This window comes from Rhizobacter sp. OV335, assembly GCF_900142965.1.
In the GTDB taxonomy this organism is placed as follows: domain Bacteria; phylum Pseudomonadota; class Gammaproteobacteria; order Burkholderiales; family Burkholderiaceae_C; genus Rhizobacter.
Map to the genome: position 1 here is coordinate 213,295 of NZ_FRCQ01000003.1, position 25,648 is coordinate 238,942.

General features: G+C 69.3%; 25 protein-coding genes. 12 read left to right on the forward strand and 13 right to left on the reverse strand.

Going from position 1 to position 25,648, the window contains the following annotated elements:
- Nucleotides 1-41 precede the first annotated feature (41 nt).
- Nucleotides 42-1,829 carry a cellulase family glycosylhydrolase gene (locus BUE42_RS04600; protein WP_235002096.1) on the forward strand — a complete coding sequence of 596 codons (1,788 nt, stop codon included), beginning with the start codon at nucleotides 42-44 and terminating at the stop codon, nucleotides 1,827-1,829.
- Between the two features lie 30 nt (nucleotides 1,830-1,859).
- Here the strand turns inward: BUE42_RS04600 and BUE42_RS04605 are convergent, their stop codons facing one another.
- The 4 genes from BUE42_RS04605 to BUE42_RS04620 are packed head-to-tail and all read right to left on the reverse strand — an operon-like array spanning nucleotide 1,860 to nucleotide 4,752.
- Nucleotides 1,860-2,642: a hypothetical protein gene (locus tag BUE42_RS04605; RefSeq protein WP_073463149.1), complete on the reverse strand. Its 783-nt coding sequence runs from the start codon at nucleotides 2,640-2,642 to the stop codon at nucleotides 1,860-1,862.
- The gene (locus BUE42_RS04610; protein WP_073463151.1) at nucleotides 2,636-3,037 is read right to left on the reverse strand and encodes a TA system antitoxin ParD family protein; all 402 of its coding nucleotides are present in this window, start codon (nucleotides 3,035-3,037) and stop codon (nucleotides 2,636-2,638) included. Before BUE42_RS04610 ends, BUE42_RS04605 begins: the two co-directional genes overlap by 7 nt.
- Before the next feature lie 42 nt (nucleotides 3,038-3,079).
- Nucleotides 3,080-3,961 (reverse strand): RNA polymerase sigma-70 factor, encoded by an 882-nt coding sequence (locus BUE42_RS04615; RefSeq protein ID WP_073463153.1) that lies wholly within the window; start codon nucleotides 3,959-3,961, stop codon nucleotides 3,080-3,082.
- A 38-nt stretch (nucleotides 3,962-3,999) separates the two neighbouring features.
- Entirely contained in the window at nucleotides 4,000-4,752 is a 753-nt protein-coding gene (locus tag BUE42_RS04620; RefSeq protein WP_073463155.1) for an SDR family oxidoreductase, read from the reverse strand.
- Nucleotides 4,753-4,907: 155 nt separating this feature from the next.
- Here BUE42_RS04620 and BUE42_RS04625 point away from each other — a divergent pair, with 155 nt between their 5' ends.
- On the forward strand, nucleotides 4,908-5,903 hold the full coding sequence (locus BUE42_RS04625; protein WP_073463158.1) for a LysR family transcriptional regulator: 996 nt from the start codon (nucleotides 4,908-4,910) through the stop codon (nucleotides 5,901-5,903).
- Here BUE42_RS04625 and BUE42_RS04630 read toward each other — a convergent pair.
- Together BUE42_RS04630 and BUE42_RS04635 are read right to left on the reverse strand one after the other, a co-directional pair.
- Complete coding sequence (locus BUE42_RS04630; RefSeq protein ID WP_073463160.1) at nucleotides 5,896-6,375, reverse strand: carboxymuconolactone decarboxylase family protein; 480 nt, start codon at nucleotides 6,373-6,375, stop codon at nucleotides 5,896-5,898. The genes BUE42_RS04625 and BUE42_RS04630 overlap by 8 nt on opposite strands.
- A gap of 159 nt (nucleotides 6,376-6,534) precedes the next feature.
- On the reverse strand, nucleotides 6,535-6,759 hold the full coding sequence (locus tag BUE42_RS04635) for a hypothetical protein (RefSeq protein WP_073463162.1): 225 nt from the start codon (nucleotides 6,757-6,759) through the stop codon (nucleotides 6,535-6,537).
- Between the two features lie 181 nt (nucleotides 6,760-6,940).
- Between BUE42_RS04635 and BUE42_RS04640 the strand changes: the two genes are divergently transcribed.
- Nucleotides 6,941-8,506: an AbfB domain-containing protein gene (locus BUE42_RS04640; protein WP_073463165.1), complete on the forward strand. Its 1,566-nt coding sequence runs from the start codon at nucleotides 6,941-6,943 to the stop codon at nucleotides 8,504-8,506.
- A gap of 34 nt (nucleotides 8,507-8,540) precedes the next feature.
- Here the strand turns inward: BUE42_RS04640 and BUE42_RS04645 are convergent, their stop codons facing one another.
- The 3 genes from BUE42_RS04645 to BUE42_RS04655 form a co-directional block, all read right to left on the reverse strand.
- A complete protein-coding gene (locus BUE42_RS04645) occupies nucleotides 8,541-9,371 on the reverse strand; it encodes an urease accessory protein UreD (RefSeq protein ID WP_073463167.1) in 831 nt (276 codons plus the stop codon).
- A gap of 179 nt (nucleotides 9,372-9,550) precedes the next feature.
- Nucleotides 9,551-9,964: a hypothetical protein gene (locus tag BUE42_RS04650; protein WP_073463169.1), complete on the reverse strand. Its 414-nt coding sequence runs from the start codon at nucleotides 9,962-9,964 to the stop codon at nucleotides 9,551-9,553.
- A 220-nt stretch (nucleotides 9,965-10,184) separates the two neighbouring features.
- Nucleotides 10,185-11,747, reverse strand: a complete 1,563-nt coding sequence (locus BUE42_RS04655) for a clostripain-related cysteine peptidase (RefSeq protein ID WP_073463171.1) — start codon at nucleotides 11,745-11,747, stop codon at nucleotides 10,185-10,187.
- 129 nt (nucleotides 11,748-11,876) lie between these two features.
- On the opposite strand from BUE42_RS04655, the gene BUE42_RS31450 reads away from it, so the two are divergent.
- On the forward strand, nucleotides 11,877-14,162 hold the full coding sequence (locus BUE42_RS31450; RefSeq protein ID WP_159445365.1) for a tetratricopeptide repeat protein: 2,286 nt from the start codon (nucleotides 11,877-11,879) through the stop codon (nucleotides 14,160-14,162).
- Nucleotides 14,163-14,425: 263 nt separating this feature from the next.
- Here BUE42_RS31450 and BUE42_RS04665 read toward each other — a convergent pair whose 3' ends face one another.
- Together BUE42_RS04665 and uraH are read right to left on the reverse strand one after the other, a co-directional pair.
- Nucleotides 14,426-15,625, reverse strand: a complete 1,200-nt coding sequence (locus BUE42_RS04665) for a urate hydroxylase PuuD (protein WP_073463175.1) — start codon at nucleotides 15,623-15,625, stop codon at nucleotides 14,426-14,428.
- 5 nt (nucleotides 15,626-15,630) lie between these two features.
- The gene (gene uraH, locus BUE42_RS04670) at nucleotides 15,631-15,984 is read right to left on the reverse strand and encodes a hydroxyisourate hydrolase (RefSeq protein ID WP_073463177.1); all 354 of its coding nucleotides are present in this window, start codon (nucleotides 15,982-15,984) and stop codon (nucleotides 15,631-15,633) included.
- 38 nt (nucleotides 15,985-16,022) lie between these two features.
- Here uraH and BUE42_RS04675 point away from each other — a divergent pair, with 38 nt between their 5' ends.
- The 5 genes from BUE42_RS04675 to BUE42_RS04695 are packed head-to-tail and all read left to right on the forward strand — an operon-like array spanning nucleotide 16,023 to nucleotide 21,751.
- A complete protein-coding gene (locus tag BUE42_RS04675) occupies nucleotides 16,023-16,754 on the forward strand; it encodes a GntR family transcriptional regulator (protein ID WP_369822948.1) in 732 nt (243 codons plus the stop codon).
- Nucleotides 16,755-16,759: 5 nt separating this feature from the next.
- Nucleotides 16,760-17,707, forward strand: coding sequence for an allantoinase PuuE (gene puuE, locus BUE42_RS04680; RefSeq protein WP_073463179.1), 948 nt, complete (start codon nucleotides 16,760-16,762; stop codon nucleotides 17,705-17,707).
- Complete coding sequence (gene uraD / locus BUE42_RS04685; RefSeq protein ID WP_073463181.1) at nucleotides 17,704-19,467, forward strand: 2-oxo-4-hydroxy-4-carboxy-5-ureidoimidazoline decarboxylase; 1,764 nt, start codon at nucleotides 17,704-17,706, stop codon at nucleotides 19,465-19,467. The genes puuE and uraD overlap by 4 nt, the downstream gene beginning before the upstream one ends.
- Complete coding sequence (locus BUE42_RS04690; RefSeq protein ID WP_073463183.1) at nucleotides 19,464-20,705, forward strand: M20 family metallopeptidase; 1,242 nt, start codon at nucleotides 19,464-19,466, stop codon at nucleotides 20,703-20,705. The genes uraD and BUE42_RS04690 overlap by 4 nt, the downstream gene beginning before the upstream one ends.
- 26 nt (nucleotides 20,706-20,731) lie before the next feature.
- A complete protein-coding gene (locus BUE42_RS04695) occupies nucleotides 20,732-21,751 on the forward strand; it encodes an ABC transporter substrate-binding protein (protein ID WP_073463185.1) in 1,020 nt (339 codons plus the stop codon).
- Between the two features lie 5 nt (nucleotides 21,752-21,756).
- On the opposite strand, the gene BUE42_RS04700 is transcribed toward BUE42_RS04695, so the two are convergent.
- Nucleotides 21,757-22,278, reverse strand: a complete 522-nt coding sequence (locus tag BUE42_RS04700; protein WP_143171296.1) for an ABC transporter ATP-binding protein — start codon at nucleotides 22,276-22,278, stop codon at nucleotides 21,757-21,759.
- 91 nt (nucleotides 22,279-22,369) lie between these two features.
- Between BUE42_RS04700 and BUE42_RS04705 the strand changes: the two genes are divergently transcribed.
- Genes BUE42_RS04705 through BUE42_RS04715 form a run of 3 tightly spaced genes read left to right on the forward strand, consistent with a single transcriptional unit; the run spans nucleotide 22,370 to nucleotide 24,779 of the window.
- Nucleotides 22,370-23,197, forward strand: coding sequence for an alpha/beta hydrolase (locus tag BUE42_RS04705; protein ID WP_073463187.1), 828 nt, complete (start codon nucleotides 22,370-22,372; stop codon nucleotides 23,195-23,197).
- 8 nt (nucleotides 23,198-23,205) lie between these two features.
- Entirely contained in the window at nucleotides 23,206-24,015 is an 810-nt protein-coding gene (locus BUE42_RS04710) for an ABC transporter ATP-binding protein (RefSeq protein WP_073463188.1), read from the forward strand.
- Nucleotides 24,012-24,779 (forward strand): ABC transporter permease, encoded by a 768-nt coding sequence (locus BUE42_RS04715; RefSeq protein ID WP_073463190.1) that lies wholly within the window; start codon nucleotides 24,012-24,014, stop codon nucleotides 24,777-24,779. Before BUE42_RS04710 ends, BUE42_RS04715 begins: the two co-directional genes overlap by 4 nt.
- 118 nt (nucleotides 24,780-24,897) lie before the next feature.
- Here the strand turns inward: BUE42_RS04715 and BUE42_RS04720 are convergent, their stop codons facing one another.
- Nucleotides 24,898-25,635, reverse strand: coding sequence for an aspartate/glutamate racemase family protein (locus BUE42_RS04720; RefSeq protein WP_073463192.1), 738 nt, complete (start codon nucleotides 25,633-25,635; stop codon nucleotides 24,898-24,900).
- Between the last annotated feature and the right edge of the window lie 13 nt (nucleotides 25,636-25,648).

Genomic DNA, 25,648 nt, shown 5'->3' on the forward strand with positions numbered 1-25,648 from the left:
AACCGGAAGGGAGCGTGATGGTGTCGAACAGGAAGTCCGTGTTGTCGCTGCGTGCGGGCCTCGCCGCCGCGCTATTGTCGATGGTCGCGGCCAGCCCGGCGCTGGCCGACGTGCCGGCGCTGTCGGTGCGCGGCAACCAGGTGCTGGTGGGCGGCACGCCGGGCAGCCTGTCGGGCGTCAGCTACTACTGGAGCAACAACGGCTGGCCGGGGGCGCGGTTCTACAACGCAAGCACCGTCGGCTGGCTGAAGTCGGACTGGAAGGCGACGGTCGTGCGCGCTGCGATGGGGGTCGACGAAGCCGGCGGCTACCTGCAGGACCCGGCCGCCAACAAGGCGCGGCTGAAGGCGGTGGTCGACGCGGCGATCGCGAACGACCTGTACGTGATCATCGACTGGCACTCGCACTACGCGTACCAGTACCAGGCGCAGGCGATCGAGTTCTTCCAGGAGATGGCGCGCACCTACGGCAAGAACAACCACGTCATCTACGAGATCTACAACGAGCCGAAGAACGACGCGAGCTGGAGCGGCAACGTCAAGCCGTATGCGCAGGCGGTGATCGGCGCGATCCGCGCGATCGACCCCGACAACCTGATCATCGTCGGCTCGCCGAACTGGTCGCAGGACGCCGACGTGGCCTCGCGCGATCCGATCACCGGCTATTCGAACATCGCCTACACGCTGCACTTCTACGCCGGCACGCACGGCCAGTTCCTGCGCGACAAGGCGACCACCGCGATGAACAACGGCCTCGCGCTGTTCGTCACCGAATGGGGCTCGGTCAATGCCGACGGCAACGGCGGCGTCGCCACCCCGGAGACCAACGCCTGGGTCGCCTTCATGAAGGCCCACAACCTGAGCAATGCCAACTGGGCGCTCGACGATGCGCCGGAAGGCTCGGCCGCGCTCGCGTCCGGCGCCAGCTCGACCGGTGGCTGGCCTGAATCGGGGCTCACCGCATCTGGCAAGCTCGCGCGCAGCATCGTGCAGGGCTGGGGCGGCACCCCGCCGCCGACCAGCTGTGCCAACACCGCGGTGCCCGCGACCTTGCAGGCCGAGCGCTACTGCCAGATGGCCGGCGTGCAGGTCGAGGGCACGACCGATGCCGGGGGCGGCAGCAACCTGGGCTACATCGATGCCGGCGACTGGATGACCTATGCGGTCGACGTGCCGTCCGACGGCAACTACCGCGTCTCGTACCGCGTGGCCGCCGCCGGCAACGGCGCGAGCCTGCAGCTCGAGCAGGGCGGCGGCACACCGGTGTTCGGCAGCGTCGACATCGCCAGCACCGGCGGCTGGCAGAACTGGTCGACGGTGTCGCACGTCATTGCGCTGAAGGCCGGCAAGCAGGTGCTGGGCGTGTCGACCAAGACCGGCGGCTTCAACCTGAACTGGCTGCAGGTCGAGCGCGCCGACAGCGGTGGAGGGGCGCCGATCGCCACCGTGAAGGCGAGCAGCTTCTCGCAGATGAGCGGCGTGCAGACCGAGGCCACCACCGACAGCGGCGGCGGGCAGTCGGTGGGCTACATCGACGCGGGCGACTGGCTGTCGTATGCCGGCACGCCGATCACGGTGCCGAGCACCGGCACCTACACGATCGCGTTCCGCGTCGCGAGCCTGAATGGCGGCGGCTGGTTCTCGTTCGAGGAAGCCGGCGGCGCGCCGGTGTACGCGACGGTGTCGGTGCCCGCCACCGGCGGCTGGCAGAACTGGACGACGATCAAGGCCACGCTGACGCTGACCGCGGGCACGCACAAGTTCGGATTCAAGTCGCAGACCGGCGGCTGGAACCTGAACTGGTTCAGCGTGACGCCAGGGGTGCAGTAAGGTGCTTCGGCGGCCACCCGCAGGGGTGGCTCAGGGCGGTGCGAACCGACCGGCATGCCCGGCAGACATCAAGGTCCGCAGCCCGGGCCACTTGCGGGTCCAGAACGGCCCGGCCGGGATCAGGCTCGGGTCGATGGCGTCGGCCACATGCTGCCCCCAGCGCGCGGCGACCTTGCGACCGGCATCGCTGAGCGCCAGGCGTTCGATTTCCGACACGAGGGGCTGGAGGGGGCTGCGGCCGGTGGCGGTCTCGGAGGGAGATGCCAGCGCAGCCTCCGACTGCAGAAACTTCCGCGCGACCTGGATCGCCAACGCGAGTTGAAAGACGCCCTTTTCGTTCTGCTTCTCTTGAAGCTGGTGCAGGTTGGCCAGACGGCTGCGGAGCACATCGAACGGGTGCATCACCTGGAAGCGGCTTGTGCCGAACGTCACCTGTATCGCGCGTTCCAGGACCTTCTTCGCGTCCAGTCCGATGACCTGGAAAATGATGTCGACGCTGAGGTACTCCTCCTCGGACAGTTCCAGCTCCACCTGACCGACGAGCGCCGTGAGCGCCAGTTTGCGAGGAAACCGCGGCGTCCCGGCGATGGCTTGGGCGAACTTTCTTACCGTCTCCCTGGCGGCCGGCGACTGGGCCAGGAAGTCGGCATCGTGAGTGATGACGGGCAACTGATCCGGAACCGTCAGGCCGAACTTCACGACCCAGACCGTCAATGCCTGGCCGCCCACGAGCACGTCGGAGTCGTCACACGCGCCGAGCAGGCGCTCCACCACGTGCGGTGGCGTCGCGACGGCCTTCTTTCTGGCTACCACCCCTTGCCCGGCTTGGCGGGTGAGCGCTGAGTGAACACCGCGCCCTTGATCTGCTCCGGTGAGAACAGGAAGAGGCTCTCAGGGCTGCGCTCGCCCCGCTCGACCTCGCGTTCGAGCTGGGCGTTCCTGGCAGCAATCGATGCGGCGCCCGTGTAGCGCTGTCGACGGCGGCTCTTTGCGGGTGCCGAGGTCACGTGGGTGAGCATGCGGTCGACGACGCTGCGGTCGCCCTGCAGCAACAGCAGCGACTCCTCCATCGTGATGCCGGCCGCATCGAGGGCCGCGCCCAGCCGCACCCAGTACTCGATCTGCTCCGCCAGCGAGCGGTGCACCGCCTCGCCGGCTGCAGCGGCAAGTTCATAGACGCCGTCGGAGACACGGATCGATTTGGCCATGCCGCCATCTTATGTGGCATTTGGCGACATAACAAGCCGCCATCAGCAACCCCCGAACGCCTTCGCCACCCGCACCAGCTTGTCCGGATTGCGCTGCACGTGGATGCGCACGATGCGCTCGCCGTCGGTCTCGAACGACTGCGCCGATTCGAGCACCCCGTTGAAGAAGCGCAGCAGCCCCCACTCGCCGTTGATCAGCGCGAGCTCGATGCGCTGCTCGTCTTTCAGGCGCAGGTTCGCCGCGAAGAACAGCTGCGCGATGCGCTGTGCGCCCAGCATCGGGCGGCCGAAGCTCGGCACCTTGCCGCCGCCGTCGCCGATCAGTTCCGCGTCGTCGGCCAGCATCGCCTTCAGCGCCGAGAAATCGCTGCCGGTCAGCGCCTGCGCGAAGCGGCCGAGCAGGCGCCGGTGCGTGTCGGGCGACACCTCGAAGCGCGGCCGCTTCTCGCGCAGTTGCGCGCGGGCCCGGTGCACCAGCTGCCGGCACGCGGCTTCGCTCTTGCCGATCGCGCTGGCCAGCTCGTCGTACTCGGCATCGAACACCTCGCGCAGCAAAAAGGCCGCGCGCGCCTCGGGCGTCAGCCGCTCCAGCATCAGCAGGAAGGCGACCGACACGTCGTCGGCACGCTCCAGCATCTGCTCCGGCGAATCGGCGGCATCGGTCAGCACCGGTTCGGGCAGCCACAGGCCGGCGTAGTGCTCGCGCTGCACCTTGGCGGCCCGCAGGCGGTTGATCGACAGCCGGGTCGTGACGGTGACCAGCCAGCCGGTCGGGTCGTCGCGCGCGACATAGTCGGCCTCGTGCCAGCGCAGCCAGGCGTCCTGCACCACTTCTTCGGCCTCGGCCAGCGAGCCCAGCATGCGGTAGGCGATGCCGCGCAGCCGGGGGCGCAGGCGGTTGAAGGTGAGCGAGGCGGTGTCCATCGAATGAGAACGTTCGAGGGACCCATTCTGTGACAAGCCTAGGCTTGGCCCGCGAACCACTCGGCGAAGTTCACCTTGCCGATGCGCGCGCCGTCACCGGCCACCAGCGTGCCGTCATCGATCTCGGCGCCGAAGTAGCGCGCCTGCGCGTCCGCGACGACGCGGCGCGGGTCGCCCTTGGCGACCAGGAAGCGCTGCACCAGCTCGGCCAGCCGGATGCGCTCCGGGCCGCCGATCTCGACCGTCGTGCGCAGCGGCTTGCCGAGCGCCACGTCGTGCATCGCATCGGCCACGTCGTCCGACGAGATCGGCTGCACGAAGGCCGGCGACAGCCGCACCGTCTTGCCGTCGGCCTCGGTGCCCGATTGCGCGATGCCGCCGAGGAATTCGAAGAACTGCGTCGAATGCACCAGCGAGTACGGCAGCGGCGAGGCCTTGATCAGCGCCTCTTGCGCGAGCTTGGCGCGGAAGTACCCGCTCGCCTGCAGCCGCTCGGTGCCGACCACCGACAGCGCGACGAGGTGCCCCACGTCCGCCGCGGTGGAGGCGGCCAGCAGGTTGCGGGTCGAGGTCTGGAAGAACGACATCACCGCGTCGTCGGCGAACGACGGCGAGTTCGACACGTCGACCACCACCTTCGCGCCGGCCAGCGCCGCGGCCAGGCCTTCGCCGGTCAGCGTGTTGATACCGGAGTTGGGCGAGGCGGCCAGCACCTCGTGGCCGCTGCGGGCCAGGCGTTGCACGAGCTTGCTGCCGATCAGGCCGGAGCCGCCGATCACGACGATCTTCATGGTGGGCTTTCAGAGTTGCGGAGGGTGGAACGGATGCTAGGCAGCGCATCCCACCCCCGGAAGCCCTGCGGCAGGGACCACGCTGTTGCCTGCCGTGCACCAATCTTTTTTGCGGCGGCGTGTCACAAACCGGGCGGCTCGCGTGTTCTACCGGCATGGACACCTCGAACCCACTCGCCACACCCGCGGCCGCCGACACGCTGGCCGCCAGTTTCGCGGCCAGCTATGCCGGCGTGGTCGCCTTCATCGCCGTCGTCGACGAGGGCAGCTTCGCGAAGGCCGGCAACCGGCTCGGCATCGGCCGCTCGGCGGTCAGCCGCAGCGTGCAGAAGCTGGAGGCCCAGCTCGACGCGCGGCTGTTCCACCGCACCACGCGCAGCACCGCGCTGACGCGCGAGGGCGAGCTGTTCCATGCGAACTGCCGGGTCGGCGTCGCGCACATCGTGCAGGCGCTGGACGACATGCGCGAGCTGCGCCAGGGCCCGCCGCGCGGGCAGCTGCGCATCGCGTCGACGGTGGCCTTCGGCCGCAAGGTGGTGGCGCCGCTGCTGCGCGGCTTCCAGGCACGCTACCCGGAGATCGCGGTCGACCTGCGGCTCGACGATCGCCCGGCCGATTTCGCGAGCGACGGCATCGACGTGGCTTTCCGCGACGGTCGCATGGACGACAGCCAGGTGATCGCGAAGCAGCTGATCCCGATGCAGATGCTGGTGGTCGCCTCGCCCGGCTACGCGCGCGAGCACGGGCTGCCGCGCCACGTTGATGAGCTGGCGGCGCACCGCTGCATCAACCTGCGGCTGGCGTCGGGGCGGGTGCGCGACTGGGAGTTCAAGGTCGACGGCCAGCCGCGCAAGCTGGTGCCGGCGGCGCTGCAGAGCTTCAACGACGAGGACCTCGCGCTGCAGGCGGTGCTCGATGGCCAGGGGCTCGCGCAGGTCGCGGCCTACCAGGCCTGCGAACTGCTGCGCAGCGGCGAGCTGGTGGTCTGCCTCGATGGCCAGGCACCGGACGACCGTGGGCACTACCTGTGCTGGCTGAGCCGCCGGCAACTGCCGGCGCGCATCCGGGTGTTCATCGACCACATGAGCACCGAGACGCGCGCGCTCGACCTCGGCTGCCCGCGCGCGGCGCCGTCGATGGCCCTCAGCTGAGCTTGGCCTTGTCGAGACCGAACGCGGTGTCGGACGATCCCGGCACGGTGCGGAACGCGACGTTGATGCGGTTCCACGCGTTGATGTTCATCACCGCGTAGGTCAGGTCGGTCAGTTCCTTCTCGGACAGCTGGCCGCGCACGCGCTCGTACACCTCGTCGGGCACGCCTTGCGCCGGCAGCGTGGTCAGCGCTTCGGTCCACGCCAGCGCGGCGCGCTCGCGCGGCTCGAACAGCGTCGATTCGCGCCAGATCGCGAGGTGGTGCAGGCGCAGCGGGCGCTCGCCATGGATCGTCGCCTGCTTGACGTGCATGTCGACGCAGAAGCCGCAGCCGTTGATCTGCGAGGCGCGGATCGAGACCAGGTCGTGGATCTTCTCTTCGATCGTGCTGTCCTTCACCGCGCCGCTGAACTCGACGAACTTCTTGAAGAGTTCCGGCGCTTGGTGGACGTAGTTGATGCGTTGGGTCATCACATGCTCCTTCGTGTCCCCAGTGCGGCTGGGGTGCCCGGTTTCTGCGGAGTGCGGAATGGGCAAATCGTAGGAGCGGGGTGCGCGCCGCGGTAGGCCTGCGGCGGGGACCACGGTGTTGACCGCCGCACACCAATCGGGCCGGCGCCGCGCTTCAGCTCAGGCCGGCGGCGGCGTCAGCTTGCGCACCTGGGCGGCCACGTCGGTGAGCTGGATCTTCAGCGCATCGATCTCGCCATCGACCGCTTCCGAGAAGGTCTCGAGCAGCGCGCCGAAGGCCTGCACGTCCGGGTTGTCGCCCCAGCCATTGGCCTGGGCCAGGCCCTGGAACTTCTTCGCGATGCGTTCCGCCGTGATGCCGGACTTGGTGTGGGTGGCGTTCATGGGTGGTTTCCCTGGGTGAGTGGTTCGGATCGCCATCGTGCCACCCTTGGCGCACTCCTCCGGCGCGTTGCAAGGTGGTGCTTTATGAAACCGCTTGCAAAACCGCTAGGATCCGGCGATGGGCGCCGTCAGAGTGCCCGGCAGCCGCGCCGATCGCCACACACATCGTTGGAGGACACCCATGAGAAACCTGAGACCTTTGCTTGCGCTGCTGCTGGGCCTGCTCAGCGCGCCGTTCGCTTTCGCGCAGAACTGGCAGCTCGTCTGGCAGGACGAATTCCACGGCAGCATCAGCCCCGACTGGGTCTTCGAGACCGGCACCGGCTCGGGCGGCTGGGGCAACAACGAACAGCAGTACTACCGGCGCGAGAACGCGACGGTCGAGAACGACGCGCTGGTCATCACCGCGAAGCGTGAAGACTTCGGCGGCATGCGCTACACCTCGGCGCGCATGAAGACGCAGGGCAAGAAGAGCTTCAAGTTCGGCCGCATCGAGGCGCGCATCGCGCTGCCGGGCAAGCAGGGCACCTGGCCGGCGTTCTGGATGCTGGGCAGCAACATCTCGACCGTCGGCTGGCCCGCGTCGGGCGAGATCGACGTCATGGAGCAGATCAACACCGGTGCCGACGTCTACGGCACGGTGCACTGGCAGGCCGCCAACGGCAGCTACGCGTCGTACGGCGGGCACATGGCCACCAGCATCAACAGCTACCACGTGTACGCGGTCGAGTGGGACACGAACACCATCAAGTGGTTCGTCGACGGAACGCAGTACCACGTGATCGACATCAGCAACAACGCCGGCGGCACCGATGAATTCCAGCGCGATTTCTTCCTGCTGCTGAACATGGCGGTGGGCGGCAACTGGCCGGGCTTCAACATCGACGAAGGCGCCTTGCCGGCGCGCATGCTGGTCGACTACGTGCGGGTCTACCAGCCCGGCACGGCGACCACGACGCAGGCGGCCTGGACCAGCCAGAACATCAACGGCAACGTGATCCGCCACCAGGCGAGCCGCGGCCGCATCGATCCGGCCGGCAGCGTGTCGCCGATCGCCGACGGCAACTGGACGATGGTGCCTGGCCTGGCCGGCGGCGGCGTCTCGTTCCAGTCGGTGAACTTCCCGAACAGCTACCTGCGCCACCGCAATGGCGAGGTCTGGCTCGACGCGAACGACAACTCGACGCTGTTCCGCCAGGACGCCACCTTCAACCAGCGCGCGGGCCTGGCCAACGCCGGCGCGACCTCGTTCGAATCGTGGAACTTCCCCGGCCGCTACCTGCGCCACCGCAACTCGCTGCTGTATGTCGAAGGCATCGCGAGCGACGGCGACCGCAACGACGCGACCTTCGCGCGCACGCCGCTGCTGCAGGGCTCGGCGATCACGCTGGAGGCCGAGAACTACGCGGTGATGCAGGGCATGACGGCGGAGGCTTGCACCGAGGGCGGCCAGAACCTCGGCTACATCGACGCCAATGACTGGGTGGTGTGGGACGTGAATGTGCCGAGCAGCGGGACGTGGACGGTGCAGTACCGCGTCGCGAGCCAGAGCGGCGGCGGCGTGCTGCAACTCGAGCGCGCCGGCGGCACGCAGGTGTACGGCAGCCTCGGCGTGCCGTCGACCGGCGGCTGGCAGAACTGGACCACGGTCTCGCACCAGGTGCAGCTGAGCGCCGGGCAGCAGCAGATCGCGGTGAAGGCGCTGCAGGGTGGGTGGAACCTGAACTGGATCAAGCTGAGCCGCTGATTCTTCGGCCGGCGATCTGCCGCGAGTTCAAGCCCTAGGTCCGCCAGACGCGTGGCGCCTGCGCCGGCAAGCCCCACGCGATCTCGCGCCAGCGCTTCCATACACCGGTCAGCAATTCCATCGCCGGCTCCACGCGGTGCGCCAGCACGCGCAGCAGCACCACCTCGTCATGCGGCGAGGTCGCACCGGCGGTGAGGCGCAACGCATGCGCCTCGAGCTGCTCGCGCGCCGCATCGATCAACACCTCGCGCCGCGCACCGGCCAGCGCCGTGCCCGCGGCGAACCACATCGTCGCCAGCACGCTGTGCCCGGCGAAGCCCACCGGCGAGTCGAGCAGCAAACGATCCTGCCCGTCGACCGTCCCACGTTCCAGCCACACGCCCGGCAGCTCGATCTGCTGCGTGTAGCGTCCCTCGTCGAACAGCTCGCCGCTGGCCGGCAGGCCGAGCGCCAGCACGTCCCAGCCGATCATCTCAGCCCCCGGCGCCAGCTCGAAACGCATGCGGTTCTCGGCCAGCGTGCGGCGGTAGCACAGCGTCTCCAGCGGCAGCCATTCGAGGCGCGCGCCGTCGGCCACGCGGGCCGTCAGGCTCTGCACCGCGGTCTCGCCGAGGCTGCGGTAGAAGCGGGTCGCACCGGGCGTCGTGATCAGCGCATGCGCGCCGGCATCGAGCTCTGCCTCTATCGCCAGCACGTCCCCGCCGACGATGCCGCCGGGCGGGTGCACGAGCACGTTGTGGCAGATCCCGGTGCCTTCGGGATAGAGGCTTTGCAGGATGCGCAGCGGCCCGCTGTGTCGGTCGTGGACGACGCAGCGGCCGGCGTCGTGGCGGTAGTGGAGTTGCAGGCGACCGTTCCAGGCCATGGGCTCGGGGTGTTGATGCGGGGCGCGTGCAGTGTAGGGGCGGTCGCCGCTTCCTTGGCCGGCGCCGGCCGCTGCGTCTCCAGCAGCCAGATGCCCGGCGTGGTGTCGGCGAACGGGATGGCGACCGGCCCGAGCGCGGCCAGGCGGCGTTTGATCGACGGCAGCATGCAGGCCTCCGCTCAGTGGGTGCGGGCGGGACCGCGCGTGAACAGCGGCTCCGGCGTTTCGTCGGCGGCCTGCTCGTCGAAGTAGCGGGCCGCCATCGCCTGCGCCATCTGCGACGGCGTCAGCAGCTGCAGGTGGGCTGGCGGCGCGGTGCTGCGGCTGATCAGGTCGAGCAGCAGGTCGAGCGCGATCGCGGTGGTCGACAACGCGAGCCACAGCAGCACCTGCTCGACCCAGTCCTGCCCGATCACCAGCGCGACCGGCACCGAGACCCACAGGCTCAGGCAGTAGAAGCAGGCCAGCGACGAGCTCTCGCCAGCCCAGCGCCGCAAGGTCTCCAGCACGCGGCGCGGGCCGGCTTGCACGTGCAGCAGGTGGGTGAGGCGCCAGACGGCCAGCGCGCCGAGAACGGACAGGTACCACTTCATGTGCGTCTCCTGGGAGGGGTGGGGTGCGGGGCGGGGTGCGGTGGAGGAATCCATGGACCGCATTCCATCGGCGACGCCTTCCCATTGACACGCCCGCTCGCCGCCCGATCGGCGCAGGCGCTGGACGATGGCCAGACGATGCGTGGCCAGACGCAAAAAACCCCTGGGAGGACGGGCCTCGCAGGGGTTCGGGTGGGGGCGCGGAGATGCGCCGGTTGCGTCAGGCGCGGCGCGGTTTGTCATCTCCCTTGGGGATGTCCCCGTCGCCGCAGGGGTCGGGCTGGCGGCCCTTCGGCGGCTCGTAGCGCGCGTTGAACACCGGGAACTCGGGAATGGCGGCCGGCAGCAGACCCTTGAACGGCTGGCCCTTGTGGTATTCGACGATGAAGTCGACCCAGTCGGTGACCTTCACGAAGTCGATGATGTGCGGCTGCACGCGCGGCAGCGTCGGGTCGGGGTTCACGTCGAGGTAGTACGGCGAGCGCCAGTCCCACAGGCCGAGCAGCAGCGGGTCGGGCAGGAAGATGTTCATCGCGAGGTTCTTCGCCGAGAAGTCCCACAGCGCGCCGGGCGCCGTCCACGGCGCGTCGACGGCGCCGTAGCGCTTGATGTCCTTCAGCGCATCGCGCAGCCCGGCGGCCGCCTGCTGCACCTTGAACGGTGCGAAGTCGGTGGCCATCAGCTCGGTCGCCAGGCTGTCGATGTCGGTCAGTTCGTCCGGCGTCTCCAGGTCCATGTTGGCGTTGGTGTCGAACTGCTGGGCGCGGCGGATCGCGCTGCGGATCTTCTGCACGATGGTCGGGCGCTGCGCCGGCGCGGAGGTGCGCAGCGCAGCGAGCAGCGCATCGGCCAGGTCGTCGATGCGCTCGACGATGGCCTGCAGCCGGGCGAGCTGCACGACGCAGCCGACGGTCGGGTGGTTGCCCTTGGCCGCGAGGATGTCCTTGTTGCCGTCGGCGAACCACTGCGCGAGCTGCTGGGCGGTGGCGCTGCCGGCGGCCGCCAGCTTCTGGAAGACGGCAGGGTAGGCCGCGCCGGCGGTGAAGAAGTTGTAGTTCTCGTAGCCGGTCGCGTAGTCGGCATACGGCGCCACCGTGTGCAGCACCTCGACCGACATGTTGAAGCAGTTGTTGAAGTGGATCGCGGCGAGCTTGGGTACGCCGGCGTCCAGGGCCTGTTTCAGCGCATCGCCGAGGGCCCAGGTGGACAGCGGCATGTGGTTGACCGGCAGGGTGGGCGAGCCGAAGGGCAGCGTGGGCGAGCCGAACGGCAACACCGGGTCGCCGTTGGAATTCACCGGGGTGGTGGCGTCCTGGCTGACCTTCCACTGAATGGTGCCGTTGGCGGTGACGCTGGCCAGGCTCAGCTTGCTGCGGTCGAGGTCCGGCAGGAAACCGGCACCGTGTCCCTCCAGTGCCAGCACCAGCGCGGCGTCCGGTGCTTGCAGGTGGGCATGCCGCAGCAGCCCGGCGAGCGTGATCGGCGAGGTCATGTCCTGCTTCCAGCGCTCGGTGACCTGCAGATCCGCCGGGTGTCCGGCCGGGATGTCGACGAGGTAGGTCGAATCATCGAACAGGTCGATCGCCGCACAGACGTTGACGCCCGACTCGGCCACCTTCAGCAGTGCCCGCATCAGTGGGTGTTGCGCCAGATCCTGGGACGCGCCATCGGGGTAGGCGCTCAGCACCTCGTCCGTTCCGAAGGGGGCGAACACCGCCAGCGTGACACCGGTGGTTCGCGGGGTCGCTGCGCCGCCGGCAGGCAGCAGATTCGGCTGGTTCATCAGACTCTCCATGTTGTCCAGGGGATGGGGTTGTGCGCGACGCACGGTGACGCGCCGCGAAGCGCAGGCCATACACTATTCGCGAGGCTGTCTCAAGGACACGCATGTCGGATCGCCTTCGACAGGCCGATGCTGGACGACAACCAGACGATGCGCCTTCCAGCACCCGCGTGCCCCCCTAACTTGAAGTCGGTTCATTGCATGCCTTTGATCTCTTCCGAGGTAGCGGAGTCGCTGATCAACGCGGCCCTGGCCGCGCACAAGAGCGGATCGCTCAGTGCGTTGCCTGCGCGCCGCCCGCGCGCGTGGCGCTGGTTCTCGCGGCGCTGGCTGGGACCGGTGTTGGGAACGGCGGGCGAGGGGCTGCGCGGGGAGCAGGGCCAGGTCGAGGCGCTCGCACTGCTGTTGCGCTGGTCGGCCCTTCAGTTGCGTCCAGAGTTCGGTCAGGAACCTGCCGCAGGCGATCGCCAATCGTGGCTCGAGCGCACCAGCTGGCGGCCGGCGCTGGCGGTGCTGTGCCATTTCGGTTTCGTGCTGGTGCCGGATTTTCCCGACCGCTACCGGCGGCGGGCTGATGAATCCCCAGCCGACAACCTGTGCGGTTTGTGGGCGGTTGGGCCGAGCACGTTCTACCGCTATCTCGACAAAGGCAAGCGCCTGATGGCCGAGGGCTGGCTCGCGCATCCGCTGGCGGGCGCCCGCCGGCTGTCCCTGCGACAGATGGTGCAGCATGAACTGGCCCGGCGCGGGAGCGAGCGCGGCGCAGAGCAGTCCGCGACCTGGCATCACAGGCAGGCGGAGCTGGCACTGGCGCGACGCGACGCGGCCTCGGCGATATGGCACCACCTGCAGGCAGCGGACCCTGTCGCCTTCACCCAGTCGCTGCAGCGTTTTCGCACCGAGCTGTCGCGCGACGCCGAGACGGACCTGCTGGTCGACCAGATGCTCGAGCTGCCGCTGTCACCTCGTCAAAGCTTCGACCTGCGGCTGGCGATGGCGTCGCTGTGGCGCATGCGCAATGCCGAGGAGCGCGAGCGCCAGGCCTACGAAAGCGCGCTGCGCATCGCAACCACGCATGACGACAAGTTGATGCTCGGCATCGTCTACGGCGCGCTGGGCCGCTTCCACGAGCCTCGCGACACCGATCGCGCGCTGGCCTGCTTCGAAGACAGTGCCGATTTCCTGCGCCAGGCGCGCGCGGTCGAATCGGCACAACCCGGAACCGGCCTGGAGGAATACGTGGCCGCGCTGGTGCGCCTCGCGTGGCTGTACGTGCTGCGAAACGACCCTCGCTCACGAGCGGTGTTGGACAAGGCCGAAGCGGCACGCACGGACCCGGCCGTGTCGGCCGAGAACGTCGCGCTGCTCGAGCAGACCTGGGGCGAATACTGGCGGCGCGCCGGCGAGCCGCGCCGCGCCATCGAGCACAAGCACAAGGCACTCAACATCTTCGAGCGCCTGGGTGACACGCGGCAGATCCTGTCCACGTACAACAACCTGAGCCTGATCTATGGCGAGGCCAAGGAGTTCGACCGCGCCGTCGAGTACGCCCGGCGGGTGGTCGCGATGGCGGAGCAGACCAGCGTCGACCCGTACATCCTCACGAGCAGCTACCTGAACATGGGGGTCGCCCACTACCTGCAAGGCCAGTACGACCAGGCGATCGAGATGTACCGGGCCGGGCTCGATCACAGCGTGCGTGCGCACCTGGCCGTGCATGTCAACCGAGCCCACTACAACCTGGCCGAGGCCTACTACAAGCGCTTCTCACTGACCGGCATCGCGGGCGACGAGCAATTGGGCGATGCCCATGCCGCGGCGGCACTGAAGGCCAGCCCGGCCGAAGGCGACCTGCTCCTGCAGCAAGCCGCTCGCGGACTGAAGGCGGAGATCCTGGGGGCGCACGACGGCTTGGTGAACGAACGCCTGCTCCCGGAGGAATTCGCGGCCCACTTCGACGAGATGGCCGACGTGCAGCGGCAGCGCGCCATCCTGGCGGTGCCGGTGGGCACGGAGGCCCACGTGAAGGCGCACCTGGCGGTTGCGCGGTCCTACCTGGCCATTGCCGGCAAGGAGCGCGAAGCGGCGCTGTCGCTCATCCAGAAGCATGGTCTTGGCGACCGCTTTGTCGCCGAGTTCGAGCAGCTGCGCGATACCTTCAACCGCGAGCTGACGCGCGAGCAGCAGCTGGCGACACAGTGGGAGCGCGAGGCCGGCGAGCTGCTGCAGGAGCAGCGGCGCATCGCGTTGCTGGACCACCTGTTCCGCGCTGGGTCGATCCAGAAGAGCATGTATGCCAAGGTCTGCGGCGTGGGGTTGGCCACGGCCTCCAAGCACCTGAGCACGCTGGCGCAACTCGGTCTGCTCGAACAGACCGGCAACGGGCCCAGCACGCGTTACGTGCTGCCCCATTGATGCGCAGCCCGGAACGGCTCCGGGCCACGGACTGTCAGAGCACGGGTGACCCTTGGGGCCCACCCACGACCTGGCGAAGCTCCTGCTCGGTGAGCGGTTTCATGCCGGCAGGCACTGCGGGGGTGCCGGGCTGCGGGGGAGTCTGGTGCGAAGTGCTCGGTGCCATGGGTTCCTTCAGAAGTGAAGGTACAGGCTATCGGCGTGAAGCCCTCGGCGTCAATGGATTTCCCGGGTTCTTCCTCAATCTGGAGGATGAAGACCGATCAGGGCGCGCCGACGGCGCCGCTCTCAAACCACCGCTTCAGCAGCGCCCGCTCCTCGTCGGTGATCCCGGTCGCGTTGTTCAGCGGCATCAGCTTCAGCACCACCGCCTGCTGGACCACCTGCTGCGCATGCGCAGCGATGCCCTGCGGCGAATCCAGCCGCACGCCCTTGCTCGCGAGCTGCTCGTTGTGGCACATCACGCAGCGCGTGCCGATCACCTGCTGCACCTGCGCGAACGTTGCGGGCTGCGCCGCCTGCACGGCCGGCCCGGGCGCCGGCGCGAGCCACACCGCGACGCCCAGCAGCAGCACCGTGCCGGCCAACGCGAACTCCCACGGCACCCGCTTGCCCTGCACCAGCGCCTTGTGCCGCACGACGAACGCATGACGGATCAACGCGCCCGCCAGCATCACCAGCACCAGCACCGCCCAGTTGTGCGGCGCGCCGTACAGGAAGCCGTAGTGGTTGCCGAGCATCGCCGCCAGCACCGGCAGCGTGAAATACGTGTTGTGCACGCTGCGCTGCTTGGCGCGTTGACCGTGCACCGGGTCGACCGGCTGGCCGGCGCGCATCTGCGCGATCACCGTGCGCTGGCCGGGGATGATCCAGAAGAACACGTTGGCGCTCATCGCCGTCGCCATCATCGCGCCGACCAGCAGGAAGGCAGCCCGCCCGGCGAACAGTTGGCACGCGAGCCATGCACCGAGCACCACCACCACCGCGACGGCCGCGCCGACGATGCGGTCGCCGTTCACGCGCCGGCCGAACGCGCGGCAGATGCCGTCGTACACCAACCAGAACACCGCGAGGAAAGCCAGCGCCGCCGTGATCGCCCCGGCCGGCGACCATGCATGCACCCGCTGGTCGATCAGGAAGGTGCTGGCCTGCAACAGGTACAGCACCGTGAACAGCGCGAAGCCGGTCAGCCAGGTCGAGTAGCTCTCCCAGTAGAACCAGTGCAGGTGCGCCGGCAGCGACTTCGGCGCCACCATGTACTTCTGCGGGTTGTAGAAGCCGCCGCCGTGCACCGCCCACAGCTCGCCGTCGACGCCCTTGTCCTTCAGGTCCGGCGCCTCGGGCTTCAGCAGGCTGTTGTCGAGGAAGACGAAGTAGAACGACGAGCCGATCCACGCGATCGCGACGACGACGTGCGCCCAGCGCAGCAGCAGGTTGACCCAGTCCAGCACATAGGCTTCCATGCGCGTCAGCTGCCGCGGTAGGTGGAGTAGGCCCAGGGGCTCGCGAGCAGCGGCACGTGGTAGTGGGCGCTGGTGTCGGCCAGGCCGAAGTCGAGCGGCACGCCGTCGAGGAAGGGCGGGTCGGGCAGCGCGACGCCGCGCGCACGGAAGTAATCGGCCAGCTCGAACACCAGCCGGTAGCGGCCGGCGATGAAATCGGCGCCTTCCAGCAGGGGCCCGCCGGCGCGGCCGTCGGCGTCGAGCTGCACGCTGCGCAGCAACTGCGGAGCTGCGCCATCCAGCCGATAGAGCCGCACCGCCATGCCGGCAGCCGGGCAACCGTTCATCGTGTCGAGCACGTGCGTCGTCAGTTTTCCCATGGTGGCGAAAGTGTATACACTTTGCCATGCCCCGCGCCATCCCTGCCAGATCGGCAACCCCGTTGAAGCAGATCCGCCCCGCGCGGGCGCGCGCCGACGCGGCCGATGGCGGCACCACCCAGCGCATCGTCGACGCGATCACCACCGCGATCGTCGAGCGCCGGCTGATGCCAGGCACCAAGCTCGCCGAGCAGAAGATCGCCGACCTGTTCAAGGTCTCGCGCACGCTGGTACGCCAGGCGCTGAACCAGCTGAGCCGCGACAAGCTGATCACGCTCGAGCCGGCGCGCGGCGCGCGCGTCGCGATGCCCAGCGTCGACGAGGCGCGCCAGGTGTTCGAGGTGCGCCACATGATCGAGGCCGCGCTGGTGCGCCGCGCCGCCGGCGCGCTCGATGCCGCGCAGCTCGCCGCGCTGCGCGCCCACCTCGCCGCCGCGCAGGAGGCCGTGCTGCGCACCGACGTCACCGGCCGCACGCGGCTGCTGGCCGATTTCCACGTCGTGCTCGCGCGCATGCTCGGCAACGAGGTGCTGGCCGAGCTGCTGGCCGACCTGGTGTCGCGCTCGTCGCTGATCTCGCTGATGTACCAGTCGGCGCATTCGGCCGAACACTCCTTCGAGGAGCACGTGGCCATCGTCGACGCGCTGGAGCGGCGCGACGCGCGCGCCGCAGTGCGCCTGATGCAGTCCCACCTGCGCAGCGTCGAGCGCAACCTGCAGCTCGACCCGCGCGTCCCTGATCTTGCCGGCGCCCGGCCGGCGCACGCCTGACCGCCATGCCATCACCCAACTATCCCCGCGACCTCGCCGGCTACGGTGAACACCCTCCGCATGCCGAATGGCCGGGCGGCGCCCGCATCGCGGTGCAGTTCGTGCTGAACTACGAAGAGGGCGGCGAGAACAGCGTGCTGCACGGCGATGCCGGCAGCGAGCAGTTCCTGTCCGAGATGTTCAACCCGGCCGCCTACCCGGCGCGCCACCTGTCGATGGAGTCGATCTACGAGTACGGCTCGCGCGTCGGCGTGTGGCGGCTGTTGCGCGAGTTCGAGCGGCGCGCGCTGCCGCTCACGGTGTTCGGCGTGTCGATGGCGCTGGAGCGCCACCCCGAGCTGACGCAGGCCTTCGTCGAACTCGACCACGAGATCGCCTGCCACGGCTGGCGCTGGATCCACTACCAGCAGATGGACGAGGCCACCGAGCGCCAGCACATGGACATCGGCATGGACATCATCCACAAGCTGACCGGTGACCGCGCCTTCGGCTGGTACACCGGCCGCGACAGCCCGAACACCCGCCGCCTGGTGGCCGACTACGGCGGCTTCGAGTACGACAGCGACTACTACGGCGACGACCTGCCGTTCTGGATGCAGGTGCGCAAGACCGACGGCAGCCTCGCGCCGCACCTGGTGGTGCCGTACTCGCTCGACACCAACGACATGCGCTTCTCGCTGCCGCAGGGCTTCGCGACCGGCGACGATTTCTTCACCTACCTGCGCGACAGCTTCGACGTGCTGTACGCCGAGGGCGACGAGTCGCCGCGCATGATGAACATCGGCATGCACTGCCGGCTGCTCGGGCGGCCCGGGCGCTTCCGGGCGCTGCAGCGCTTCCTCGACCACGTCGAGGCGCATGACCGGGTGTGGGTGTGCCGCCGCGTCGACATCGCACGCCACTGGAAGAGCGTGCATCCGTTCAACGCCGACAACGCCTGGATCTGGACATGAGCATCAGCCTGCAGCAACTGAACGAGGCGACGGTCGAGGGCTTCGTCGCGCTGCTCGACGGCGTCTACGAGCATTCGCCGTGGATCCCCGAGCGGGCCTTCGCGGCGGCGCCTTTCACCAGCCTGGCGCAGCTGAAGCACGCGCTGGTGCAGGTGGTGCGCGATGCCGGGCGCGACGAGCAGCTCGCGCTGGTGCGCGCCCACCCCGAGCTGGCCGGCAAGGCGAAGGTCGCGTTGACGCGCGAATCGGCCGGCGAGCAATCGGTGTCCGGCCTCACGCAGTGCACGCCGCAGGAGTTCTCGCGGCTGCAGGCGCTGAACGCGGCCTATGCGGCGCGCTTCGGCTGGCCCTTCATCCTGGCGGTGCGCGGCCCGCGCGGCAGCGGGCTCACGCGCACGCAGGTCATCGAGACCTTCGCGCGCCGCGTCGAAGGCCATGCCGATGTCGAACTGGCCGAGTGCCTGCGGCAAATCGACCGCATTGCCGAACTGCGCCTGGACGACAAGTTCGGCAGCGAGCCGACGCTGGGCAACCAGGTCTGGGACTGCGCCGAGCTGCTCGCGCAGCACAGCGACCCGGGCTACGCCGAGCACGGCCAGTTGACGGTCACCTACCTGACCGAGGCGCACCTTGCCTGCCAGCGGCAGCTGGTGCGCTGGATGCACGATTGCGGCTTCGACGAGGTGTCGGTCGATGCGGTCGGCAACGTGGTCGGTGTCTACCAGGGCAGCGATCGCGCCGCGCCGCGCCTGCTGACCGGCTCGCACTTCGACACCGTGCGCAACGGCGGCCAGTACGACGGCCGGCTCGGCATCCTCGTGCCGATGGTCTGCGTGCGCGAGCTGCAGCGCACCGGCCGGCGGCTGAAGCACGGCATCGAGGTGGTCGGCTTCGCGGAGGAAGAAGGCCAGCGCTACAAGGCCACCTTCCTCGGCTCGGGCGCGCTGATCGGGCAGTTCGACACCCGCTGGCTCGACCAGCAGGATGCCGACGGCATCGCGATGCGCGACGCGATGCGCACTGCCGGTCTCGACCCCGCGAAGATCCCCGCGCTGCAGCGCGACCCGGCGTGCTACCTCGGCTTCGTCGAGGTGCACATCGAGCAGGGCCCGGTGCTCGACGAGCTCGACCTGCCGCTGGGGGTCGTCACCTCGATCAACGGCAGCGTGCGCTACCTCGGCGAGGTGATCGGCCTGGCCAGCCATGCCGGCACGACGCCGATGGACCGGCGCCGCGATGCCGCGACCGCGGTGGCCGAGCTGGCGCTGTACGTCGAGGAGCGCGCCGCCGCGCAGCCGAACCTGGTCGGCACCGTCGGCATGCTGGGCGTGCCGAACGGCTCGATCAACGTCGTGCCCGGCCGCTGCGTGTTCAGCCTCGACCTGCGCGCCACCACCGACGAGGCGCGCGATGCGCTGGCACGCGACGTGGTGGCCGAGCTGGAACGGATCTGCCGGCAGCGCGGCCTGCACCACACGCTCGAGGAGACGCTGCGTGCGTCGGCCGCGCCGAGCGCGCCGGCCTGGCAGCGGCGCTGGGAACGCGCGGTCGAGGCGAGCGGCCTGCCGGTGCACCGCATGCCCAGCGGCGCCGGCCACGATGCGATGAAGCTGCACGAGGTGATGCCGCAGGCGATGCTGTTCCTGCGCGGCGGCAATTCCGGCATCAGCCACAACCCGCTGGAAACCATCACCAACCACGACGCGCAGCTGTGCGTCGAGGCCTTCCAGCACCTGCTGGACCACCTGGAGACGACATGAGCGACGACACGTACGCGCGCCTCGATGCGTGGATCGACGCGCACTTCGACGAGCAGACCCGGTTCCTGCAAGCCTTGGTGCAGGTGCCCACCGACACGCCGCCGGGCAACAACGCGCCGCATGCGGAGCGCACCGCGGCCTTGCTGGCGGGCTTCGGTTTCGAGGCCGAGCAGCACGCGGTGCCGGGCGACGAGGTGCGCGCGGCCGGCATGGAGAGCATCACCAACCTGATCGTGCGTCGCCGCTACGGGAAGGGTGATGAGGGCCCGACCATCGCGCTGAACGCCCACGGCGACGTGGTGCCGCCCGGTGAAGGCTGGTCGCACGGGCCGTACAGCGGCGACATCGAGGACGGCAAGCTCTACGGCCGCGCATCGGCGGTCAGCAAGAGCGATTTCTCGACCTACGCCTTCGCGGTGCGCGCGCTCGAGGCGCTGGGCGTGCCGCTGAAGGGCGGCATCGAGCTGCACTTCACCTACGACGAGGAGTTCGGCGGCGAGCTCGGCCCCGGCTGGCTGCTGAAGCACGGCCTCACGAAGCCCGACCTGCTGATCGCCGCCGGCTTCAGCTACCAGGTGGTGACGGCGCACAACGGCTGCCTGCAGATGGAGGTGACGGTGCACGGCCGCATGGCGCATGCGGCGATTCCCGACACCGGCATCGACGCGCTGCAGGGCGCGGTCGCGCTGCTGAACGCGCTGTATGCGCAGAACGCGCTGTACCGGCAGGTCACGTCGAAGGTGCCGGGCATCCGCCACCCGTACCTCAATGTGGGGCGCATCGAGGGCGGCACCAACACCAACGTGGTGCCGGGCAAGGTGGTGCTGAAGCTCGACCGCCGGATGATCCCGGAAGAGAACCCGGTCGAGGTCGAAGCGGCGCTGCGGAAGGTGATCGCCGACGCGGCGGCGCAGGTGCCGGGCATCACCGTCGAGATCCGCCGCTTGCTGCTGGCGCGGGCGCTGCAGCCGCTGCCGGGAAACCGGCCGCTGGTCGAGGCGTTGCAGCGGCATGGCGAGGCGGTGTTCGGCGAGCCGATCCCCACCTCGGGCTCGCCGCTGTACACCGACGTGCGGCTGTACAGCGAGCGCGGCATCCCGGCGGTGATCTACGGCGCCGGGCCGCGCACGGTGTTCGAGAGCAATGCGAAGCGGGCCGACGAGCATGTGGTGCTCGAGGACCTGCGGCGGGCGACCCGGGTGGTGGCGCGCGCCTTGCATGACCTGCTGACAGGCTGAAAGGCCCGACCCACCGGAGACTGTGCATGTTCGCTCGCCTGCTGGCCCTCGTCACCGCCTTCCTCGCGCAGGTTGCCATCGCCCAGGAGACCCCCGTCAAGTTCCAGCTCGACTGGCGCTTCGAAGGCCCGGCGGCGATGTTCCTGGTGCCGGCCGCGAAGGGCTACTTCAAGGCCGAGAAGCTCGACGTCACGATCGACGCCGGCAACGGCTCGGGCGGCGCCGTCGCGCGGGTCGCGTCGGGCGCGTACGACATGGGCTTCGCCGACCTCGCGGCGCTGATGGAGTTCCACGCCAACAACCCGACCGCGCCGAACAAGCCGGTGGCGGTGATGATGGTCTACAACAACACGCCGGCCGCGGTGCTGGCGCTGAAGAAGTCCGGCATCAAGGCGCCGGCCGACCTGAACGGCAAGAAGCTCGGCGCGCCGGTGTTCGATGCCGGCCGCAAGGCCTGGCCGATCTTCGCGAAGGCCAACGGCATCGGCACCGTGGCCTGGACCGCGATGGACCCGCCGCTGCGCGAGACCATGCTGGTGCGCGGCGACATCGACGCGATCACCGGCTTCTCGTTCACCTCGCTGCTGAACCTGGAGGCGCGCGGCGTGAAGGCCGACGACGTGGTCGTGCTGCCGTACCCGCAGTACGGCGTGAAGCTGTACGGCAACGCGGTCATCGTGTCGCAGGAGTTCCTGAAGAAGAACCCGGACGCGGTGAAGGCCTTCCTGCGCGCGTTCACCAAAGGCATGAAGGACGTGGTAGCCGATCCGGCCGCAGCGGTCGCGACCGTGAAGGCGCGCGACGGCATCGTCAACGAGGCGCTGGAACTGCGGCGCCTGAAGCTCGCGCTCGATGCGACGGTGCTGACCGCCGATGCGCGGGCCGAGGGCTTCGGCGCGGTGCTGGCGCCGCGGCTGAGCCTGATGGCCAGCCAGGTGTCCGACGCGTTCGGCACCAAGGAGCGCGTGAACCCGGCGGCGGTGTGGAGCGACGCCTACCTGCCCGATGCAACCTCGCGCAACATCTTCGCGGTCGCGCGCAAGTGAGCCCGTCAGGGCACCACGGCCGAGACCTGGAACATCAGCGCCGAGTTGCCCAGCACGTTGACCTGCGTCGACACGGTGGGCGTCAGCTGCCAGCCGACCGTCAGCACCAGCCCGGGCGAGAAGCCCTTGTAGTTCAGCGGCACCTTGTCGTCGAACGGCGGCTTGTAGCCGTAGATCAGGCCGGCGGTCCACTGCGCGTAAAGCCGGTTCCACTCGCTGAAATCGGTCAGCCGCTGGCCGACGTAGGCATAGGCGCTCGGCTGCCCGAACGAATTGCTGAAGTAGGTGAAGCCCGAGACCACGCCGTTCGGCCGCTCGCGCTCGACCCCCACCATCCACACGTAGTGGTGGTCGGGGTCGCGCGAGTAGTGGTAGGTCGCCGGCGAATACATCAGGCGCCAGACATCCTCACTTACAGTGGCCGGCGGCGCTTCGGGCGCGTCAGGGGCAGCGGGTACGGTTTGCGCAGGGGTGCAGATCGACACGCCGCAGGCGCACACGGCAGACGCCAGGGCAGGAAACTTCATGGCGCTGATTGTCGCGAACTCTCGACCTGGTTTTTGGAGGCAGGCATCCAGGCTTGTCGGATGGCTGTGCGCATCGGTGTCATGCGTTGTCATGCTGCAAGGCTGTGCGTGGTGGGACCTGAAGCAAAGGCAATGGGTGTTCCGGCCCTCGCCGGGGCAGCCGGCCGAGTTCGCGCTGCGGCCGGGCGACCTGTCGTATGCGGTGGCGGTGCCTGGGGCAACACCCGGGATGCAGGACCGGCTGCAGCTGTGGTGGATGCCGAACGCCGACCCGCAGGCACCGACACTGCTGTACCTGCACGGCACCTTTCGCGCGCTCTACCGCAACCTGCCGAAGATCGACGCGCTGCGCGACGCCGGCTTCTCGGTGCTGGCGGTCGACTACCGCGGCTGGGGCGAGAGCACGCCGCTGATCCCGTCGGAATCGACGATCCTGGCCGATGCCGACAGCGCGTGGGCCGAGCTGGTGAAGCACCAGCCCGATCCGGGGCGGCGCGTGATCTTCGGGCATTCGATGGGCGGCGGCGTGGCGGTTGACCTCGCGAGCCGCCAGCACGCCGGGCGCGACTACGGCGGCCTGATCCTGGAGTCGACCTTCACGCGGCTGCCGGACGTGGCCGCCGAGCTCGGCGTGGTCGGCACGATGGTCTCGTGGCTCGCGACCGAGAAGTTCGATTCGGTAGCCAAGATCGGCCGCATCGACGCCCCGATCCTGATCATGCACGGCAGCGCCGACGACACGGTGCCGGTGACGCTGGGCCGCGCGCTGCGCGATGCGGCGCCGGCCGGCACGCGCTGGGTCGAGTTCAGCGGCGGCTCGCACAGTCGCTTGCACGACGACGACCCGGCGCTGTACCGCGAGGCGGTCAAGTCGTTGATCTCGCGCCTCGCCCCCTCGTCACCGCCTGCCTCCCGATGAATCCACCGATGCCGCCCTTCGTCGACTTCCGCAAGGTCTGGCTCGCCTACGACGACGAGTTGCTCGCGCGCCGCCAGTTCGCGGTCGAGGACATCTCGCTGCAGGCGCAGCCGGGCGAGTTCATCGCGATCGTCGGGCCCTCGGGCTGCGGCAAGTCGACCTTCATGAAGCTCGCGACCGGGCTGAAGCGGCCGTCGCAGGGCGCGGTGCTGGTCGACGGCCGCGAGGTCGCCGGCCCGCTGAAGATCACCGGCATGGCCTTCCAGGCACCGTCGCTGCTGCCGTGGCGCAGCACGCTGCGCAACGTGCTGCTGCCCTTGGAGATCGTCGAGCCGCACCGCTCGCAATTCCGCGCGCGCCGCGCCGAGTACGACGCGAAGGCGCGTGCGCTGCTGGCGAGCGTGGGCCTGGCGGGTTACGAGGACAAGTTCCCGTGGCAGCTGTCCGGCGGCATGCAGCAGCGCGCGTCGATCTGCCGCGCGCTGATCCATGAACCGAAGATGCTGCTGCTCGACGAGCCGTTCGGCGCGCTCGACGCGTTCACGCGCGAGGAGCTGTGGTGCACGCTGCGCGACCTGCAGGCGGCGCAGCGCTTCAACGTGATCCTGGTGACGCACGACCTGCGCGAGGCGGTGTTCCTCGCCGACACGGTGCACGTGATGAGCCGCGGCCCGGGGCGCATGCTGGTGCGCCGCGAGATCGGCTTCGAGCGGCCGCGCGACCTGGCGCTCACCTACACCCGCGAGTTCAGCGACGTGGTGCTCGAGCTGCGCGAGCACATCGGCAGCATCCGCCGCGCACCAGAGGCGGTGTCGTGACGCGCCGCCAGCGTGAGCGCCTCGCGCCGTGGCTGCTGCTGGCCGCGGTGCTGCTGGGGTGGGAGCTGGCGTGCCGCGGCTTCGGCATCTCCGATTTCATCTTCCCGAGCCCGTCGCGCATCGCGCAGCAGCTGTGGGAGTTCCATGCGGTCATTGCCGCGCATGCATGGCGTACGTTCTGGGTCACGATGCTGGGCTTCGGGCTGGCGATCGTCGTCGGCGTGCTGCTGGGCGTGCTGGTCGGCAGCTCGCGGCTGGCGTATGCGGCGATGTACCCGCTGATGACGGCCTTCAATGCGCTGCCGAAGGCCGCGTTCGTGCCGATCCTCGTCGTGTGGTTCGGCATCGGGGTCGGGCCGGCGGTGCTGACGGCGTTCCTGATCTCGTTCTTTCCGATCACGGTCAACATCGCGACCGGGCTCGCGACGCTGGAGCCGGAGCTGGAAGACGTGCTGCGCGTGCTCGGCGCGCGGCGCACCGACGTGCTGCTGAAGGTCGGCCTGCCGCGCTCGATGCCGTATTTCTACGCTTCGCTGAAGGTCGCGATCACGCTGGCCTTCGTCGGCACGACGGTGTCGGAGATGACGGCCGCCAACGAGGGCATCGGCTACCTGCTGATCTCGGCCGGCTCGTCGATGCAGATGGGGCTGGCGTTCGCCGGACTGGTGGTGGTGGGCGCGATGGCGATGGGGATGTACGAGCTGTTCGCGGTGGTCGAGCGGCGCACGACGGGGTGGGCGCATCGGGGGGCGAACGCGGCGTGATGGACTGCGCACACATCCCGTTCGTCCTGAGCCTGTCGAAGGACTGCCCTGAGCTTGTCGAAGGGTTCCTCGCGCGGCACCGGGGCTTCGACAGGCTCAGCCCGAACGGGGAGAGGGTTCAGCCTGCCGGTGACCATGGCGCAGCCAGCCCCACATAGTCCTTGCGCAACGGCGCCGCGTAGTCCCCGCGCTTGCTCGTCCCCAGCCTCATCGCGACCAGCCCTTCGGCCAGCTTGACCGCGGCCGCGACGCCATCCACCACCGGCACGCCCAGCTCGGCCTGCAGCCGCGCGCACAGGTCGGCCATCCCCGCGCACCCCAGCACGATCGCGCCGGAGCGGTCGCGCTCCAGCGCCTGCCGTGCGCTCGCCAGGATGCGTGCATAGGCGTCGCTCGCCGGGTCGTCGAGTTCCAGCACCGCGATGTCGGTGCCGTGGATGCCGCGGCAGCGTCGCTCGAAGCCGTACTGCAGCACCAGGTGCTCGGCGATCACGCAGGTGCGCGTCAGCGTCGTGACGACCGAGAAGCCGGTGGCCAGCAGCGATGCGCAATGGAACGCCGCCTCCGCGATGCCGATCACCGGCCCGCGCGCGAGCTCGCGCGCGGCGTGCAGCCCCGGGTCGCCGAAGCAGGCGATGACGTGCGCATCGGCGCCGCCCCGCTCACCGGCACGCACCTGTTCGGTCACCCCGGCGGCGGCCCACACGTCGTCGTGGTGCCCCTCGATCGACGGTGCACCAAAGCTCGGCTGCACCGCATCGATCACGGTGCCGGGCGCGGCCACCGCGCGCGCGGCCTCGCCGATCTTGGCGGTCATCGACGCGCTGGTATTGGGGTTGATCACGCGGATCTTCATCGTCGGCTCCTCG